The organism is Streptomyces sp. NBC_00286, from assembly GCF_036173125.1.
In the GTDB taxonomy this organism is placed as follows: Bacteria; Actinomycetota; Actinomycetes; order Streptomycetales; family Streptomycetaceae; genus Streptomyces.
The window spans coordinates 7,910,442-7,927,705 of record NZ_CP108054.1 but is presented as its reverse complement, the minus strand read 5'-3'; the positions used below and the strand labels follow the sequence as shown (position 1 = coordinate 7,927,705).

The 17,264-nt window shown below is 69.5% G+C and carries 18 protein-coding genes; 10 read left to right on the top strand and 8 right to left on the bottom strand.

All coding sequences use genetic code 11. From position 1 onward, the window contains the following. Positions 1-163: 163 nt before the first annotated feature. The 3 genes from OHT21_RS35810 to OHT21_RS35800 all read left to right on the top strand — a co-directional run bounded on the left by OHT21_RS35810 (position 164) and on the right by OHT21_RS35800 (position 3,088). Complete coding sequence (locus OHT21_RS35810) at positions 164-1,039, top strand: glycerophosphodiester phosphodiesterase (RefSeq protein WP_328772415.1); 876 nt, start codon at positions 164-166, stop codon at positions 1,037-1,039. A 90-nt stretch (positions 1,040-1,129) separates the two neighbouring features. Further along, complete coding sequence (locus OHT21_RS35805) at positions 1,130-1,684, top strand: methylated-DNA--[protein]-cysteine S-methyltransferase (protein ID WP_328772414.1); 555 nt, start codon at positions 1,130-1,132, stop codon at positions 1,682-1,684. Between the two features lie 102 nt (positions 1,685-1,786). Continuing rightward, complete coding sequence (locus OHT21_RS35800; protein ID WP_328772413.1) at positions 1,787-3,088, top strand: MFS transporter; 1,302 nt, start codon at positions 1,787-1,789, stop codon at positions 3,086-3,088. A gap of 11 nt (positions 3,089-3,099) precedes the next feature. Here the strand turns inward: OHT21_RS35800 and OHT21_RS35795 are convergent, their stop codons facing one another. Both OHT21_RS35795 and OHT21_RS35790 read right to left on the bottom strand, forming a co-directional pair. Then, positions 3,100-3,528 (bottom strand): VOC family protein, encoded by a 429-nt coding sequence (locus tag OHT21_RS35795; RefSeq protein WP_328772412.1) that lies wholly within the window; start codon positions 3,526-3,528, stop codon positions 3,100-3,102. A gap of 123 nt (positions 3,529-3,651) precedes the next feature. Further along, entirely contained in the window at positions 3,652-4,446 is a 795-nt protein-coding gene (locus OHT21_RS35790) for a methyltransferase domain-containing protein (RefSeq protein ID WP_328772411.1), read from the bottom strand. 181 nt (positions 4,447-4,627) lie between these two features. Between OHT21_RS35790 and OHT21_RS35785 the strand changes: the two genes are divergently transcribed. Continuing rightward, a complete protein-coding gene (locus OHT21_RS35785; RefSeq protein WP_328772410.1) occupies positions 4,628-5,755 on the top strand; it encodes a magnesium and cobalt transport protein CorA in 1,128 nt (375 codons plus the stop codon). Positions 5,756-5,831: 76 nt separating this feature from the next. Here the strand turns inward: OHT21_RS35785 and OHT21_RS35780 are convergent, their stop codons facing one another. Both OHT21_RS35780 and OHT21_RS35775 read right to left on the bottom strand, forming a co-directional pair. After that, positions 5,832-6,260, bottom strand: a complete 429-nt coding sequence (locus OHT21_RS35780) for a CBS domain-containing protein (RefSeq protein WP_328772409.1) — start codon at positions 6,258-6,260, stop codon at positions 5,832-5,834. 171 nt (positions 6,261-6,431) lie between these two features. Further along, positions 6,432-7,064: a uridine kinase gene (locus OHT21_RS35775; protein WP_328772408.1), complete on the bottom strand. Its 633-nt coding sequence runs from the start codon at positions 7,062-7,064 to the stop codon at positions 6,432-6,434. Positions 7,065-7,251: 187 nt separating this feature from the next. On the opposite strand from OHT21_RS35775, the gene OHT21_RS35770 reads away from it, so the two are divergent. After that, the gene (locus OHT21_RS35770; RefSeq protein WP_328772407.1) at positions 7,252-7,731 is read left to right on the top strand and encodes an anthrone oxygenase family protein; all 480 of its coding nucleotides are present in this window, start codon (positions 7,252-7,254) and stop codon (positions 7,729-7,731) included. 273 nt (positions 7,732-8,004) lie between these two features. Next, complete coding sequence (locus tag OHT21_RS35765) at positions 8,005-9,492, top strand: glutamate synthase subunit beta (RefSeq protein WP_328772406.1); 1,488 nt, start codon at positions 8,005-8,007, stop codon at positions 9,490-9,492. A 28-nt stretch (positions 9,493-9,520) separates the two neighbouring features. Here OHT21_RS35765 and OHT21_RS35760 read toward each other — a convergent pair whose 3' ends face one another. Next, a complete protein-coding gene (locus OHT21_RS35760) occupies positions 9,521-10,075 on the bottom strand; it encodes a carboxymuconolactone decarboxylase family protein (RefSeq protein ID WP_443050488.1) in 555 nt (184 codons plus the stop codon). A gap of 41 nt (positions 10,076-10,116) precedes the next feature. Between OHT21_RS35760 and pdxR the strand changes: the two genes are divergently transcribed. Beyond that, the gene (gene pdxR / locus OHT21_RS35755; protein ID WP_328772404.1) at positions 10,117-11,553 is read left to right on the top strand and encodes a MocR-like pyridoxine biosynthesis transcription factor PdxR; all 1,437 of its coding nucleotides are present in this window, start codon (positions 10,117-10,119) and stop codon (positions 11,551-11,553) included. 184 nt (positions 11,554-11,737) lie between these two features. Here pdxR and OHT21_RS35750 read toward each other — a convergent pair whose 3' ends face one another. Both OHT21_RS35750 and OHT21_RS35745 read right to left on the bottom strand, forming a co-directional pair. Continuing rightward, the gene (locus OHT21_RS35750; protein ID WP_189321341.1) at positions 11,738-12,001 is read right to left on the bottom strand and encodes a DUF397 domain-containing protein; all 264 of its coding nucleotides are present in this window, start codon (positions 11,999-12,001) and stop codon (positions 11,738-11,740) included. Further along, a complete protein-coding gene (locus tag OHT21_RS35745) occupies positions 12,002-12,862 on the bottom strand; it encodes a helix-turn-helix domain-containing protein (RefSeq protein WP_328772403.1) in 861 nt (286 codons plus the stop codon). A gap of 179 nt (positions 12,863-13,041) precedes the next feature. On the opposite strand from OHT21_RS35745, the gene OHT21_RS35740 reads away from it, so the two are divergent. Together OHT21_RS35740 and OHT21_RS35735 are read left to right on the top strand one after the other, a co-directional pair. Continuing rightward, the gene (locus tag OHT21_RS35740; protein WP_328772402.1) at positions 13,042-13,638 is read left to right on the top strand and encodes an ATP-binding protein; all 597 of its coding nucleotides are present in this window, start codon (positions 13,042-13,044) and stop codon (positions 13,636-13,638) included. A gap of 49 nt (positions 13,639-13,687) precedes the next feature. Beyond that, positions 13,688-14,149 carry a hypothetical protein gene (locus OHT21_RS35735; protein WP_328772401.1) on the top strand — a complete coding sequence of 154 codons (462 nt, stop codon included), beginning with the start codon at positions 13,688-13,690 and terminating at the stop codon, positions 14,147-14,149. Positions 14,150-14,696: 547 nt separating this feature from the next. On the opposite strand, the gene OHT21_RS35730 is transcribed toward OHT21_RS35735, so the two are convergent. Then, complete coding sequence (locus OHT21_RS35730) at positions 14,697-16,067, bottom strand: amidohydrolase (protein ID WP_328772400.1); 1,371 nt, start codon at positions 16,065-16,067, stop codon at positions 14,697-14,699. 161 nt (positions 16,068-16,228) lie between these two features. Here OHT21_RS35730 and OHT21_RS35725 point away from each other — a divergent pair, with 161 nt between their 5' ends. Then, the gene (locus OHT21_RS35725; RefSeq protein ID WP_328772399.1) at positions 16,229-17,182 is read left to right on the top strand and encodes an endonuclease/exonuclease/phosphatase family protein; all 954 of its coding nucleotides are present in this window, start codon (positions 16,229-16,231) and stop codon (positions 17,180-17,182) included. Positions 17,183-17,264: the final 82 nt, after the last annotated feature.

Below are 17,264 nucleotides of genomic sequence, written 5' to 3'. Positions count from 1 at the left end.
GAACGATTTTCCGGCAAAGAAACACGGCCTTGCCTCAGTTGTGCGGCACCGGTGATCGCCGTCGGGCAACTCCGTTCAATCTGTGGCCATCCTGTACCTCCCTCCTGTTGACACTCCGCTGTCACGCTGGAGCGGTCCGTGACCACAGACGCAAGGAGTACGCATGCATGCGCGCGCTGCCGCCGGCACCACCACAGCACTCCTGGGAGCCGCCGCCCTTGTTCTGCCCCTCTCCCCCGCTCACGCCGCGGTGGGCGACGATCAGCCGCTGGTCGTCGCCCACCGCGGTGCTTCCGCCTACGCCCCGGAGAACACCCTGGCCGCCGTCGACAAGGCGGCGGAGCTGGGCTTCCGCTGGGTCGAGAACGACGTCCAGCGCACCAAGGACGGCGAGCTCGTGGTGATCCACGACGACAACCTGGCGCGCACGACCAATGTCGAGGAGGTCTTCCCCGGCAGGGCTCCGTGGAAGGTCGCGGACTTCACCGCGGCGGAGATCGCGCGCCTGGACGCGGGCAGTTGGTTCAGCCCTGAGTACGCGGGCGCGCGCGTGCCGACGCTGAAGCAGTACATGAACCGGGTTTCCCGCAACCACCAGAAGCTCGTGCTGGAGATCAAGAAGCCCGAGCTCTACCCGGGCATCGAGAAGGAGACCCTCAAGGTCCTCAGCAACGAGGGCTGGCTGGGTCCGCACCACGTACGGAGCAAGCTGGTCATCCAGAGTTTCAGCGCGGAAACCGTACGGACCGTGCATGAGCTGCGGCCCGACATCAAGACGGGCTTCCTGGGCACGCCGGCGGTCGCGGATCTGCCCGCGTACGCGAAGTTCGCCGACCAGATCAACGCGGCGCACACATCCATCTCGGCCGACTACGTCTCCTCGATCCACGCGCTCCGGGGACCGCACGGCAGGCCGCTCGAGATCTTCACATGGACCGTCGACACCGCGGACGGTGCGCGACGCGTCGCGGACTTCGGTGTGGACGGCATCATCACGAACAAGCCGGACGTGGTCCGGGCGGCGCTGAACGAGCTCTGAGGCTCTCGACCGAAGCGCTCACCGGTGGCGCGGACGCGGCTCGCGTCCGCGCCACCGGCGTTGTCAGTGGTGCGCCGTACGGTGGAGCGCATGAACAGCCAAGGGCAGAACGAGCAGCGGGTGGTGTGGGCCGTCGTCAGCAGCGACATCGGTCCGCTGCTGCTGGCCGCGACCGGCGAGGGCCTGGTCAACGTCGTCTTCCACGCCACGGACGCGGTGCGCGACAAGGCGCTCGACCGACTGCAGTCCCGGCTCGGCACCGAGCCCGTCGAGGCGCCCGACTCCCCGCTGATGGCCGAGGCGATACGCCAGCTTCAGGCGTACTTCGCGGGTGACCGGCACGACTTCGAGCTGCCGCTGGACTGGTCGCTGATCTCCGGGTTCAACCGCCAAGTGCTGCACGAGCTGGCGTCCGGCGTTCCGTACGGGAAGGTCGTGGGGTACGGCGACCTGGCCGACCGTGTGGGTCAGCCGGGCGCTGCGCAGGCCGTGGGGATGGCCATGGGCGCCAATCCGCTGCCGGTCGTCGTGCCGTGCCACCGGGTCGTCGAGAGCGACGGCGGCATCGGCGGCTTCGGGGGCGGGCTGGAGACGAAGAGGAAGCTGCTGGCGCTGGAAGGGGTGCTGCCGGAGCCGCTGTTCTGAGGGCGTCCCGAATTCGGAAGACCGAGTTGGGAAAAGGGGGGAGACTGCGCCGGTGACCACATTCTTCACACGTGCGCACGCGTCCGGCACGGCGAGTTCACCATGAGCGCCGTCGAGCGGCAGACCACCGTGTCTGGCGACGCGGTAGCGCTGTCGGCACTGCAGCGCCGTACGTCCGCTGTGCTCATCGCCAGTCAGATCCTGGGCGGGCTCGGCGTCGCCACCGGCATCGCGCTCGCCGTCGTACTGGCCGAGGACATCAGCGGCACGGAGTCGCTGGCGGGACTCGCGCCCACCGCGACCGTCACGGGGACGGCGGTGCTCTCCATGCCGCTGGCCGCGCTGATGACCGCGCGCGGTCGTCGCCCGGGGCTCGTACTGGCCTATCTCATCGGTGCCTTGGGCGCGGGCCTCTGCGTGATCGCCGCGGCCGTCGGCAACTTCCCGCTGCTGCTGCTCGGTATGGCGGCGTTCGGCGCGGCCTCGTCGGCGAATCTGCAGGCACGCTTCGCGGCCGCCGATCTGGCCGAGCCCCAGCGACGGGCCCGGGCCATCTCGAACGTCGTATGGGCCACCACCATCGGTGCGGTCCTCGGCCCCAACATCGCCGCGCCCGCGGGGCGCAGCGTCTCCGGGCTCGGCATACCAGAGACAGCGGGCCCCTTCCTGTGGGCGTCCGGAGTCTTCCTCCTCTCGGCGCTCGTGGTCGCCGTGCTGCTGCGCCCCGACCCACTCCTCACCGCCCGCGCGCTCGCACCAGTGGCCGAGCAGTCCGCCGAGGCGCGCTCCATACGGGCCGGACTGGCCGCGGTACGGGCCTCTTCGCGCGCCCGTCTCGCCCTGGTGACGGTCGCTGTTTCGCATACGGCGATGGTGTCTGTCATGTCGATGACGCCGGTCGACCTGGATCACCATGGCGCGAGCATCGATCTGATCGGACTGGTCATCAGCGTCCATATCGCGGGCATGTACGCGTTCTCGCCGATCATGGGGCGGTTGTCGGACCGGTTCGGTCGCTACTCGGTGATAGGCCTCGCCGTGGGGCTGCTGGCCTGCGCGGCGCTACTCGCGGGCACCGCGGGCGGCAGTCACTGGCAGAGCGCCGCCGGGCTCTTCCTGCTGGGCCTCGGCTGGTCGGCCGGACTCGTCTCGGGTTCCGCACTCCTCACGGACTCCGTGCCCCAGCCAGCGCGCGCCGCCGCACAGGGGCTGTCCGACCTGACCATGAACACCTCGGCCGGCGTCGGCGGCGCGGCGGCGGGCCTCATCGTCGCGCAGGCGGGCTACGGCTGGCTCAACCTCATCGCCGCCTGTCTGCTGCTGCCGCTCGGCGCGCTGGCACTGTTCACCCGCGGCAAGCGCAAGGCAGGCACGGCGATATCCGACGAAGCGATATCCGGCTAGGCGATATCCGACTACTCGTAGTGCCGCGCCTCGAAGATGTTTCCGTCCGGGTCACGGAAGTAGAAGCTGCGCTTGGCCATTCCGCGGGCGCCGAACGCGTCGTACGAGAAGTCCGAGACGGGGACGGCCCGCTCCTCGAGACGAGCGCGGAGCGCGTCGAAGTCCTCACCGGGGAGGGACAGGCATACGTGGTTGACCGGGTGACCGGCGCTTTCCGCCGCCCCGGGGACGGCGTCCATGCGTGGGGCCAGCGGCAGGGGTGCAAGGTCGAAGATGGTTTCGTCATTGAGGCGTACAGAGGGGAACGACACCAACCCTGCGGCGAATTCGGTGACCCTGAGGGGCTCCATGCCGAGCGTCTTCTCGTAGAAGTCGGCCGAGGCGACGGGGTCGCGCACCCAGAGGACGACGTGGTCGAGACGTATCGAGTTGTCCGTCATGCTCCCAGGCTGGGGCCCCCTTCCGGCCGCCGCAAGGGTTTGGCCGGACAGGCCGCCCGCCAGGTGGGCGGGAGGCCTCGGACAGACACGTGACGGCCGCTCTTTCCAGCCGCCGCTCCGGAGTTACGGCTTGCGCCCCCACGCCGAGATCAGCGGTGCCGTGGCCAGATCCATGGCGCCTGCCGCTACGTTGGCCAGGTGCCGGTCGATGTCCTGGGCGGTGACGTGGCCCGCCGCGACGAGTTGGTCGCGGACTTGGCGGACCGTCGCGGTTTCCAGGGCGGCGCAGGCGGGCGAGGTGATCGGGAAGTACGCGTCGGCCTCCACGTGTCGTAGTCCGGCTTCGCGGAGCAGCCGCGGTAGCCGACGGCCGTACGCGAGATCGGCGCCGCGTTCGGCGAGCAGTTGGCGGAAGGCGTGGCGCAGCCGGTTGGCCAGTTGCTGCTCGGTGCCGCGCTCGTCGGGCCAGAGCAGCGGTTGCAGGGATGGGTCGGCGTCCTCCACCAGGAGCCGTCCGCCGGACCGCAGGGCTCGGAGCATCGACCGCAACGCCCTTTCCCTGTGCGGCACATGGGACAGTACGAGCCGGGCGTGCACGAGGTCGAAGCCGTCGCCCGGCGGCTCATCCACGCCCACGTCGTGCACACGCACCTCGACCGGTGCCCGGGTGGCCGAGGCCGCCCACGAGGTGTCGATGTCGGTCGCGACGACCCGTCCGGTGGGGCCGACCTTCTTGGCCAGCCAGGACACCACGGATGTGCCGCCCGCGCCGACCTCCCAGCAGCGCCAGCCGGATCCGATGCCGAGCTGCTCGATGTGGCGGAACGTCGTGGGGTCGAAGAGGGTGGCGAGGGCCTCGAAGCGCTGCCCCGCCTCGGTCTGCCGGTTGTCGAGGAGATACCCGTCGGTTCGCGTCATGCGGGAATCATCCCAGTTGTCCCGCTTATCCGTGATGGGTGACGCTCCCGGTGACGCACGTCAGGACTATCGGAGCGGAATGTTCCGTTCCCACAGGCTTTCTCCGCCGTCGAAGCAGCCTGGCAGACTGGCCGCGGCGGGCGCAGAGTGCGGCGCGAGGAGATCCACGAGGAGATTCCAGATGTCGATGGCAGGGAATCTGCGGAAGGTCACGGGCCTGGGCAGGGTCAGCGGCCTTCGCAAGGTGGCGCGGCTGACACGGCGGCGCCCCCGTGTGGACCTGAGTCATCCGGCCCGGTCCCCGCTGGGCTCCGCGGTGGTGAACTGCGTGGCGTACGAGCACGGGACGAGAGTGCCCGGCGGCCGCGATCTCGTAGAGACGGTCGAGCAGGTCAGCAAGGCCGGCGACGGTTTCGTCTGGCTCGGGCTGCACGAGCCGACGGAGCTGGAATTCGCGGGCATCGCCGAGCTCTTCGACCTGCACCCGCTGGCGGTCGAGGACGCGGTGGACGCCCATCAGCGCCCGAAGCTGGAGCGGTACGGCGAGACGCTGTTCGCGGTGTTCAAGACGGTCTGCTACGTCGATCACACCGAACTCACCGCGACCAGCGAGGTGGTGAACACCGGCGAGATCATGGTGTTCGTCGGCCACCACTTCGTGATCACGGTGCGGCATGGCCGACACGGTTCGCTGGGCCCGCTGCGCGAGGAGCTGGAGGCCGATCCCCAGCAGCTCGCCAAGGGACCGGCCGCGGTTCTGCACGCGATCGCGGATCATGTGGTCGACGACTATCTGAACGTCACCGACTCGGTACAGGCGGACATCGACCAGGTCGAGACGGATGTGTTCCAGGAGAGCGGCGCGCGGGCCGACCCCGGGCGTATCTACCAGCTCAAGCGTGAACTCCTTGAACTGAAGCGGGCGGTGGCGCCCCTGAGCCGCCCGCTCCTGGACCTCGCCACCCGGCCGATACGGGTGGTCGATCCGGAGATACAGGCGTACTTCCGGGACGTCTCCGACCATCTGCTGCGGGCGACCGAGCAGATAGCCGCGTTCGACGAACTGCTCAACTCGATTCTGCAGGCGCACCTCGCGCAGGTCAGCGTCGCGCAGAACGAGGACATGCGGAAGATCACGGCATGGGCGGCGCTGATCGCCGTGCCGACGATGGTCTGCGGTGTGTACGGCATGAACTTCGAGCACATGCCGGAGCTGCACTGGAAGTTGGGCTATCCCTTGACGCTCGGTGTGATCGCCACCGCCTGTTTCGTCCTGTACCGAGGCTTCAAGCGCAACGGCTGGCTGTGACACCGGCCGTGACGCTCCTCGTCCGGCACGGCCGGCCGGACGAGGGCGGCTTCCCAGTGGCGGCGGGATCCCGGCGTCAGCCGGTGGCGGTCCTCGCGTAGACGCTCTCGGCCCAGTGCGCGAGCTGTTCGTCCGTCAGATGCGCGGCCAGATCGGCCTCGCTGATCATTCCGACCAGACGCTTGTTCTCGATCACAGGAAGGCGGCGGATCTGGTGCCCCTGCATTTCGCCGAGCACTTCGCTGACATCGGCGTTCGCGTCGATCCAGCGCGGTGTGCCCTGGGCCATCTCGCCCGCGGTGACGCGTGCCGGGTCGTGGCCCATGGCCACGCAGCCGACCACGATGTCACGGTCCGTGAGGATGCCGCAGAGCCGTTCGTTCTCGTCACTGATGGGCAGCGCGCCCACGTTGAGCTCGCGCATCAGCTGGGCGGCGCGGTCCAGGGTCTCGTGGGCGGGGATCCACTGGGCACCACGGTGCATGATGTCTCCGGCGGTGGTCATGAAGTACCTCCCGATGCCGGCGGGCCGGCGCGGCGCGGGGACGCACCGCTAGTCCCGGCGCCCTACATTCTCGCCGGGCGGGAAGCGATACGCACCCGCAGGGTGCCCGGATTTCGGCGGCCCTGCCGGGAGAGAGCCGGTGAAGTGGTCCAGAGTCACGCGCCGTCGCGGTCAACCGTTCCATGCCGGGTGCCGTGGGTCGTCCGCGCGTACCAGGACGTCGGTGGTGTCGCCCGGGGTGACCTCGTTCTCGTAGCGCTCGAAGGCGGGAAGCATCCAGTGCTCGCTCTCGGGGGTGCGTCGGCGCAGGGCGCCCGGAGAGAGGCGTACGTGGACGGTGAAGTCGAACGGGAACCAATGGCGCAGTAGCAGCGGGCCGTGCAGCAACAGCAGGGCGCCGGGCGGGAGTTGGACGTAGGGGCTGCGAGTGGCGCGGTCGGCGACCGGGTCCCAGAGGTCGGGCAGGACACGACCGTCACCGCCGGGGTCCAGCGGGCCGAAGACCTCGCGCCACAGGGCTCCCGTGTCGAACCAGCCGTCGTAGTACGCCTCCACGTCCCGGTGCCCGTGCTCGAACCGGAGCGAGGCGGGGCGTAGGAAGCCCTGCGCGCCGACGACGAACGCGGACCGGCCGCGCAGGCGCAGGGCTTCGGCCACGCGTTCGGCGAGATCACCGGGGTGGGCGGCCGGTGCTCCGTCGAGGGCGATGCGTGGCCAGGGACTGCCGTCGTCCGGCTTCAGATCGAGCAACCGCTCGGCGAGGAGGTCACCGACGCGCTCCCAAGTGATCGCTTCGAGTCGCACAGGGCCATGATGCCGCGCGGGCGGGGCGGGCAGGTGGGGAGGGGCGGGGGGCGGGGGGCGGGGCCCCGAGCCCGAGCGCTTCGCTTATGCCCCCGAGCCCCTCGGCGATGGTGACCCTGGCCATGCCGGACTTCACTTGTGGTGACCGGGAGTGCCGGGCAGGATCCTTCAATATGCGGGAGTTTTCATGATCGATGGACCGTACTTCGTGCTGACGGTGCTGGGTGTGCTCGGTACGGGGCTGGTGGCCGGGGTCTTCTGCGCGTTCTCGACGTTCGTGATGAGAGGGCTTGCCGCGCTGCCGCCGGCGCAGGGCGTGGCGGCGATGAAGTCGATCAATGTGACGGCGTTGACGCCGGCCTTCATGGCGGTGTTCGCCGGGTCGGCGGTGCTGTGCGCGGTGCTCGCGGTGGTCACGTTCGTGCTGTGGCCCGACGAGGGCACGGTGGAGTTGCTGCTCGGCAGCGCGCTGTATCTGTTCGGCAGCTTCGGCGTCACGATGGTCGCGAACGTCCCGCGCAACGAGAAGCTGGCCACGATGGACCCCGGCACGCGGGAGGCCGCCGCGTACTGGCGCTCGTACGTGAGCGAGTGGACGACGTGGAACCACGTCCGCATGATCGCGTCTGCCGGCGCGGCGATCTCGTACGTACTGGCGCTCGCCTGAGCCCGAGTACGTCCCGGCGCTCGCCTGAGCCGAGTGCGTCCCGGCACCCGCCTGAGCCGGACCTGAGCCGGACTACGTCCTGACGCTCACCCGAGGCAGAGGCGCATGCCCCGGCGCACGCACTGGGGCTTACGCGCCGTGGGCGACGTATCGTGGCAGGAAGAGTCTGCCGCATGGCCCTGCGCACCCCGCCCTCCGGCCCCGGCCCCGCCGCGCCAGCCCGGAGGCGGGATGCCGTACGGGCCCCGTTCGCGTACGTGAGGGAAGACGGCCATGGCCGATCCCAAGGGTTTCCTCAACGCCTCCCGCGAGGACTGGCCGCGCCGCCCCGTCGAGGAGCGGGTCCGTGACTGGGACGAGGTGTACGTCCCGGGCGCGCTGCTGCCCATCATCCGCACGCAGGCGGACCGCTGTATGGACTGCGGCATCCCCTTCTGTCACGAGGCCTGTCCGCTGGGCAATCTGATCCCCGACTGGAACGACCTGGTGTCGCGCGACGACTGGCGAGCGGCGAGCGATCGCCTGCATGCCACGAACAACTTCCCCGAGTTCACCGGCCGGTTGTGCCCAGCGCCCTGTGAGGCGGGCTGCGTGCTGGCGATCAACCAGCCCGCGGTCACCATCAAGAACGTCGAGGTCGCGATCGCCGACCGGGCCTGGGAGGAGGGCTTCGCGCCGCCGCGACCGCCGGACCGGCTTTCGGGACGTACGGTCGCGGTGATCGGCTCGGGTCCTGCCGGCCTTGCCGCGGCACAGCAGTTGACGCGGGCCGGGCACACCGTCGCCGTGTATGAGCGGGACGACCGGCTCGGCGGGCTGATGCGGTACGGGATACCCGAGTTCAAGATGGAGAAGCGGCAACTGGAGCGGCGGCTCGAGCAGATGCGGGCGGAGGGAACGAAGTTCCGTACGTCGACGGCCGTCGGCCGGGACATCGATGCCGCCGGGCTACGGTCCCGTTACGACGCCGTCGTGCTCGCCGTGGGTGCCACGGCCTGGCGTGAACTGCCCGTGCCGGGGCGCGAGTTGGACGGCATACACCAGGCGATGGAGTATCTGCCGTTGGCCAACCGGGTGCGCGAGGGGGACATGGAGGTCTCCCCGCTGTCCGCGGCCGGCAAGCATGTCGTGATCGTCGGCGGCGGTGACACGGGGGCCGACTGCCTGGGCACGGCGATACGCGAGGGCGCCGCGTCCGTGACCCAGCTCGACATCTATACGCAGCCGGGCACGGAACGCGACGAGGACGTCGAGCCCTGGCCGACGTACCCGAAGATCTACCGGCTGTCGGCCGCGCATGAGGAGGCCCGCGAGCTGCGGACGGCGCCCTCGGCGGACGCCGACGCCCGGCTCTTCGCGGCGTCCACGCTCCGCTTCACCGGCGATGCGAACGGGCATGTACGCGCGCTGCACCTGGTCGAGGTCGACGCCGAGCGCCGGCCCGTTCCCGGCACTGGACGCCGGCTCCCCGCCGACCTCGTCCTGCTCGCCCTCGGCTTCTCGGGCCCCGACCGCTCCGACGGCCTCGTAGACCAGCTCGGCCTCGACCTCGACCCCCGCGGCACCATCACCCGCGACGCAGACTTCGCAACCAACGTCCCCGGCGTGTACGCCGCCGGCGACGCCGCACGCGGCCAGTCCCTGATCGTGTGGGCCATCGCGGAGGGCCGAGCGGTAGCGGCAGCGGTCGACCGCCAACTGACGGGAAGCTCACGACTTCCGGCGCCGATAGGCCCGTACGACCGCCCGATGACGGTGTGAGGCAGCAGGGCCGCCAGGAACACCAGGATCAGCGCTCGTCCGTGCCCGCCACTTTCCCCGTCGCCAGCGCGATCCGGTTCCAGGTGTTGATCGCGAAGATCAACGCCAGGACCTGCGCCAGTTCGTGCTCCTCGAACTGGTCGGCGGCCCGCGCGTAAACGTCGTCCGGGACGCCGCGGTCGGCCACCAGCGTCACCGCCTCGGTCAGCGCGAGCGCCGCCTGTTCCCGCTCCGTGAAGAAGTGGCGGGCCTCACGCCACACCGCGACCATGTGCAGCCGGTCCTCGCTCTCGCCCGCCTTGCGCGCGTCGTTGGTGTGCATGTGGAGGCAGTATGCGCAGTGGTTGAGGTGCGAGGCGCGGATCTGGATCAGCTCGACGAGGGCCGGGTCGAGCCCTTCACGGGCGGCGGCGTCGAAGCCGATGAGGGCTCGGAAAGCCTTTCGGGCGGACTTCGCGAAGTCGAGGCGAACGTTTTCGGCTACCGCGGCCTGGCTCACCGCCTTCGTTGCGCTCACCGTGTTCGCCGCGTTCACCAGGTCCGTCGCGGTCTTCGTGGCTGTCGTGTTCGTCGTCATGACCATGAATCTACGGATCGGAAAGACCGTCTGTAGGGTTCATTTCCATGGCAGATTCGTGGGTCAATTCGGCGGAGCGCATCGGCGCCGACCTGCATCTGGAACTGGAGCTGTCGGGTACGGGCGGCCGTCGCGCCATCCTCATCCGCGCCTTGCGGGAGGCTGTACGGAGCGGCCGTCTCGCTCCCGGCACCCGCCTCCCCCCGTACCGCTCGTTGGCCGCCGATCTCGGCGTCGCCCGCAACACGGTCGCCGACGCGTACGCCGAACTCGTCGCCGAGGGCTGGCTGACCGCGCGCCAGGGCTCGGGCACGCGGGTCGCCGACCGGGCCGAACCCTTGCGACACGCCACGCGCGTCCCCAAAAAGGCACTCCCACGCGCGCGCGGACCGCGACACGACCTGCGGCAGGGCACCCCGGACGTGTCGGCGTTCCCGCGTACGGCCTGGCTCACCTCGTACCGGCGCGCCCTGCAACAGGCGCCCAGCGAGGCGTTCGGGCCCGGAGACCCTGCCGGCCGTCGCGAGCTAAGGGAAGCGCTCACGGAGTACCTGGCACGCGCGCGGGGCGTACGCACCGAGCCGGGCCGGATCGTGATCTGCTCCGGCTTCGCCCACGCGCTACGGCTCCTCTTCAGTGGCTCCGGAGGCGGGGTGCTCCAGGGCCCGCTGGCCGTAGAGGCGTACGGGCTGCCCTTCCACCGCGAATTGCTGGCAGCGGCAGGTGTACGGACACTCCCGCTGCCCCTCGACGAAGACGGCGCCCAGGTCAAGGAGTTGGGCAAGGAGCGGGCCGTGCTGCTCACACCGGCGCACCAGTTCCCGACGGGCGGTCCGCTGCATCCCGCGCGCCGCGCAGCCGTGATCGACTGGGCACGCGCGCGTGGAGGGGTGATTCTGGAGGACGACTACGACGGAGAGTTCCGCTACGACCGCAAGCCTGTGGGCGCCGTTCAGGGTCTGGACCCGGAGCGGGTCATCCACATCGGCTCGGTCAGCAAGAGCCTGTCGCCCGCGCTGCGGCTGGGCTGGATGGTCCTTCCGGAGCGGTACGTCGATGCCGTACTGGAGGCGAAGGGCGAGCGTGAGGCATGGGCGAGCGTTCTCGACCAGCTGGCGCTCGCGGACTTCATCGTCTCCGGATCGTACGACCGTCATGTGCGGCGCATGCGGCAGCGGTACCGGACGCGACGGGACCGTCTCGTCGTCGCGCTGGCCGCGCACGCGCCACACATCACGGTCACCGGGATCGCGGCCGGGCTGCATGCGGTGCTACGGCTGCCGCCCGGAAGCGAGCAGGCCGCCGTCAGGGCCGCCCATTGGCAGGGGCTGGCCTTGGATGGGCTCGCTGAATTCCGGCACCCGGAGGCGCCGATCTCCGCGCCGGAGGGACCAGATGGGCTTGTCGTCGGCTATGCAACGCCTCCGGAGCACGCGTACGGGGCCGCACTCGACGCACTGTGCGCGGCGTTGCCGCCCGGGTAGTTGGCCACACGAACCACGTAGCCGAAGGATCGCGGCGGCCACCACCCGGCCCATCGCTCAGCGGCGGCCCGCCGCATCTCGCGGACGGGCCGCCGCCGATCGAGCAGAGCTCTTGAGAAAGGACAGAGGGCAGAAAGGGCAACTAATAAGAGACAACTGACAACGGGGTTCGTGAACAACAGTCTCAGGACAGCAGGAAGTCCGCCTCCCCCGCCTTCGCGCCCTGGATGAACGCCGTCATCTCGCCGGGGGTGTAGATGAGAGCGGGGCCGTCCGGGTCCGCGGACTGGCGGACCGCGATGCGGCCGTCGGCGAGCTTCATCGCTTCCAGGCAGTTGCCGCCGTTGCCGCCGCTCCAGGGCTTGTGCCAGCCTTCGCTGCCCAGCTCGCGTGCGGGCATGCCGTTGTAGATCCGCCCGTTGTGGACCCGGGCCTTGATGCGATTCATTCACAGCTCCTTGCGGAGATCCAGGAGGATCTCGTTCGTGCGATGTGCTGTGGCGGCCTGCGCCGCCATGCGGTCCATGACCTCGAGGTGGGTTGCCACTTCGGAACGCGCGTCCAGGTAGACGGCGCCGGTCAGGTACTCGCTGTAGACCATGTCCGGCAGTTCGGGCACGGCAAATCGGAAGAGCACGAAGGGCCCGTACGTGCCCGCGTGCGGCCCCGAGGAGAACGGGGCGATCTGCAGCGTCACGTTCGGCAGTTTCGTGACCTCGAGCAGCTTGTCGATCTGGGCGCGCATCACGGCGGGGCCGCCGACGGGCCGGCGCACGGCCGTCTCGTCCATGATGACCCAGAGCCGTGGCGCGTCCTCACGCCTGAGCAGCTCCTGGCGCTGCATGCGCAGCGCCACATGACGCTCTATGTCCTCCGGTTTCGTCTGGCCGATGGCGCCGGATTCCATGACGCCATAGGCGTACTCCTCGGTCTGCATCAGTCCGGGCACGAAGTGGGGTTCGTAGCTGCGGATGAGGCCGGCCGCGCCCTCCAGGCTGACGTACATGGAGAACCAGCCCGGCAGGATGTCGTGGAACCGCTGCCACCAGCCTGGCTTGTTGGCCTCCTCGGCGAGGGTGACGAACGCGTCGGCCTCTTCCTCGGAGACGCCGTACGCCTTCAACAGGAGCTGGAGATACGGGATCTTGAGGGCGACCTCGGCCATCTCCATGCGGCGGACGGTGGCGGCCGTGACGCGCAGTATGCGCGCCGCCTCCTCGCGCTTGAGCCCCGCGCGCTCCCGCAGGTCCAGCAGGCGCCGTCCGAGGACGACCTGACCGACCGTCGGCGCGGACCGTGGCTCACTCACGTCCACCTCCACATAGTCCTGAACAGCCCGGGCGGCGCCCGGTGGATACCCGGCGAGTACCCAACAGACGCCGCGTTACGTGCTGTTGCGATGCAGTGTGCCATGGCCCCCTCCGCACGGAACACTGCACTCTGCAATTTTCAGAGTGACTCTTGCCAAGTGTTCACGGCGGGGAGATAGTGGCAAGCGTGACTCCGCCTTCGCCGTTAAGAGCAGACGCCGCAGACGCCGGGAGCCGGTTTGGTCTCGGCGCCACCGATGCGGCTGCCGAGCGCCGGTTTCGTTTCGAACTGGCAGCGCATCCGGGTTCCGCCGCACAGGCCAGGCGCCTTACCCGCGCCCGGCTTTCGGGGTGGGCCGTCTGTGAAGACATCTGCGACATGGCGGAGCTGGTCGTCTCCGAGCTGGTCACCAACGCGGTCGTGCACACGGCGAGCCGCCAGGTGATGTGCGAACTGCACGACGGCGACGACCGGGTGCGAATAGCCGTACGCGACGAGGGGTGTGCGACGGGTGAGCCCCACCCTTCGCCACAGCGCCCCGAGGAGGAGCACGGGAGGGGATTGCTTCTCGTCGCTGCGGTGTGCACGGCCTGGGGCGCCCAGGATTCCGGACCCGGACTGCTGGTCTGGGCGGACCTGCCGCGCTCGGCGAACAACGGCGCCGAGCCGCGGTCGGACCTGGGCTGGAGTGCGAGGAGCCGGCCGGCCCCAGCCGGCTCCTCGCGAACCGGCACCGCCTTGACCGGGGCGGACGGGCCCGCGACAGGGCACTGATTCTGAATCGTTCGAAGACGTTCGAAAACTTGAGAACGGACGGGGCTGCATGGGTGTGAGGGCTACGTCGGCCGGGGTGCCCCGGGTGCTTCACCTGGACACACTGGTTTGTCTACGTCATTCGCTGCGGGCCCCCTCCGGGGCGGGAGCGTTGCGACGCCTCACCGTCCCGGAGGGTATGGACGCGCCATTGGGCTGCGACGCGGTGGCAATGCCCGCCCGCTTCGGCCCCCTGCTGATGCCCCGGCTCCCGCGCGTCGGCTGCGTATACGCCGACGCTTCCCAATGGTGGTGGCTGGTCCCCTCAGACTCCGACGTCTCCCTGGAATGGCCCGCCCCCACCCACTACGCAACGGGCGCAATAATCCCGGGCACACCAGCACTCCCACCCCCGGACCTGATCCACAAGCCGGACACCACACTCCCGTACACACCACCGATACCGCTGTACTTGGCACTGTGCCGGGTTACGGGGACGACGCCGGTGTGGTCGAGGGTAGTCCGAGCCTGAGCCCCGTAAGGGGCGCGGGGAACTGCGCGACAAGCCACAACGGGCCCGCACCCGAGGTACGACCATGGGGGGCCTGGGGGCGCAGCCCCCAGTTCCGGGAAGGGGCGGGGCTGGGGAAAAAGAACCCCCTCACTCGCCACGGTCACTAACGACCACCAGAAACGCATCGGACGTCAGGTCCATAACAACCTCAGCCTGCTGCCCCTCGAGGCGGCAAGCCTGCGCAAACTCCTCCGCAGGCCAAGACCCCCGCGGCCCCCCAGCTGGAAAGCGCCCAAGCACCGTTCGCCCGTTCACCTTGCACCTCCATGTAGCGCTGCTCCCGTAGAAGCGCTGTTCTCCTAGAGTTAATAAACGCCAACCATGGGGGAAACGGATCGCTGAGTGACCGTACTGAGACGTAGCTGACACTCGGTTACTGCCTCGGTGTGAGTGATCTCTCAGCTTTCGTGACGTTTCGTGTCACTCCTCGCACTCGTAGTGATATCGGGCCCTTCTTCACACCCGCCCCGTGCTCCCCACCTCAAGTCCACCCCCTCCGCCACACTCAGGCGTCGTACTCCTGAATCTTCCTGCCATGGCTCCGATCGAGCAGCGACGGCATCCGCTCCCCCAGCTCCCCCACGATCCCCGCCACATCGAGCGTCAGCAGCTCACGCTCACGCATGAGGACCCGCCCGTCGACGATCGTCGTGCGTACGTCACTGGAGCGAGCGCTGTGCACCAGGGCGGCGGCGACGTCGTGCACAGGCTGAGTGTGCGGCCCGGAGAGGTCGACGAGGATGATGTCGGCCTTTCGCCCCGGTGCAAGGCTGCCGATCGACTCCCCGAGCCCGACCGCCCGCGCACTCTGCAACGTCGCGTGATGCAGAGCCTGCCGCGAGGTCAGCCACCGCGCGTCACGCTCCGTGAACTTCTGCATCAGCGCGGTGAGGGCCATGGCATCCCACACGTCCAGCGAACCGTTCGACGCGGCCCCGTCCGTGCCGAGCCCGACAGGGATGCCGAGCTCCCGCAGGGCGCGTACCGGAGTGGTCGTCGGCCAGGCGAACTTGAGGTAGCCGCGCGGCGCACTGGCCACCGCGACGCGCCCCGTGGCGCCGGCGAGGACGGGCAGGTCACGCTCCACGATCCCCGTGCCGTGCGCGATGAGCAGATCGACATCGAGGAGCCCGGCGCCCTCAAGGATCTCGATCGGCGTGCGGCCGTGCCGGGTCAGGCTGGTGTCGGTCTGGTCGCGGTTCTCGGCGGCATGGATGTGCACCAACAGGCCGTGCTCACCGGCGAGTTGAGCGGTGGCCGCGAGATCGGCGTCGTCGACGGTGTACGGGGCGTGCGGGGCGAGCGAGGTGGTGATGCGGCCGTCGGCCGCCCCTCGCTGTCGTAGTGCGAAGTCCAGTGACCGCTCGCGCCCTTCGGCTCCCTGCGAGGAGAAGTAGGCCTCGCCTAGATTGGCGCGCATTCCGCAGTCGGCCACCACGGCGGCGACGGTGTCCATGGAGAAGTAGTGGTCCGCGAAGCAGGTGACACCGCCCCGGATCATCTCGGCGCAGGCGAGCCGCGCCCCCAACTCCACATCCTTGTCCTTGAGGTTGGACTCGATGGGCCAGATGACGTCGTTGAACCATTCCTCGAGGGGCAGGTCCTCGGCGACACCGCGCAGGGCGACCATCGGTGCGTGCGTATGGCAGTTGACCAGGCCGGGCATCGCGAGCTGGCCGCGCGCGTCGATGCGTTCGATCGCGGGGGTGTACTCCAGGTCGTCCGGGTCATCGGTCGTCACGGACTCGATGAGCCCGTCCCGTACGACGATGGTGGCGTCCTCGACGAGGTCGATCTGTTCATGATCGTCGTGCACGAGGGCGGTGCATCCGGTGATGATGAGATCGGCGGCGTTCTTCGCGTCGGGCGATGTCATCACGCCACGGTACGACGGGGTCGTACCGCCTGGTGATGTGAACCGTGCATCCGGTCCTCGCCCTGTCGCCGCAAGGGTTCGGCGCGCACTCTGGCTTCACCGAAGCCCCGTCAAGGAACCCGGCCGTCCCGACCGGCAGCGCTCCCCGGAAGGAGCCCGGCATGCTTCTCGGCACCTGGAATCTGGAGAACCTGTACCGGCCCGGCGGCCGGTTCGGACCGAGGAACGAGGACGCGTACAAGGCGAAGCTCACCGCCCTGGCCTCGATGATCACGGACCTCGACCCCACACTGCTCGGTGTCCAGGAGGTCGGCGACCCGGCGGCGCTGCGCGATCTGGCCGACATGCTGGACGGCGACTGGCACATCGCGCTCTCGGAGCACCCGGACCCCCGCGGCATCAGGGTCGGCTTCCTCAGCCGCCCCGCACTACGGGTACGGGCCGACACGAACGCCTTCCCCACACCACTGCGGCCCGTGCAGGGCGACGACGACGGTGAGCCGGTGGATCGCACGGGCCGCGGTTTCCTGGCGGTGGAGATCGCCATGGGGGCGATGACCCTGACGGTGGCGGTGTGCCACCTGAAGTCGAAGCTGCTGACCTATCCGGGCGGGCGGTTCCAGCCGCGGGACGAGGGCGAGCGGGCGCGGTACGGCGCGTATGCCCTCTATCGGCGGGCCGCCGAGGCCACGACGTTGCGCGCGCTCGCCGACGAGTTCCTCGACGGCAAGGGCCGGGAGCGGAACGTGGCCGTCCTCGGCGACCTCAACGACGAGATCGCCGCCGCCACGACCCAGATCCTCCAGGGTCCGCCGGGTTCCGAGATCAAGACCCCCGGCTTCGAGCGCCCCGACAAGGGCGACGCGTCCCGCCTGTGGAACATCGCCCCGCTCATCGACGAGAAGCAACGATTCTCCCGGGTGCACGCCGGCCGCCCCGAACTGATCGACCACATACTGGTCAGCCGCCTCCTCCTCGACCATGTGACCGGCGCGGGGACCGGCGCTCCGGCCCAGGAGGTCACCACGCTGCCGTCGGTGGGCGACGATCCGAGTGCGCGCCGGGACGAGGCGGGCTCGGATCATGCTCCGGTGTGGGCGCGAATACGGGTGTGAGGGCTTCCTTGCGTGTCCTTGCGTGTCCTCGCGCTCCCTTGCCCTTCCTTGAGTCACGTTCGTACAGGCTGAGCCAGGTCCG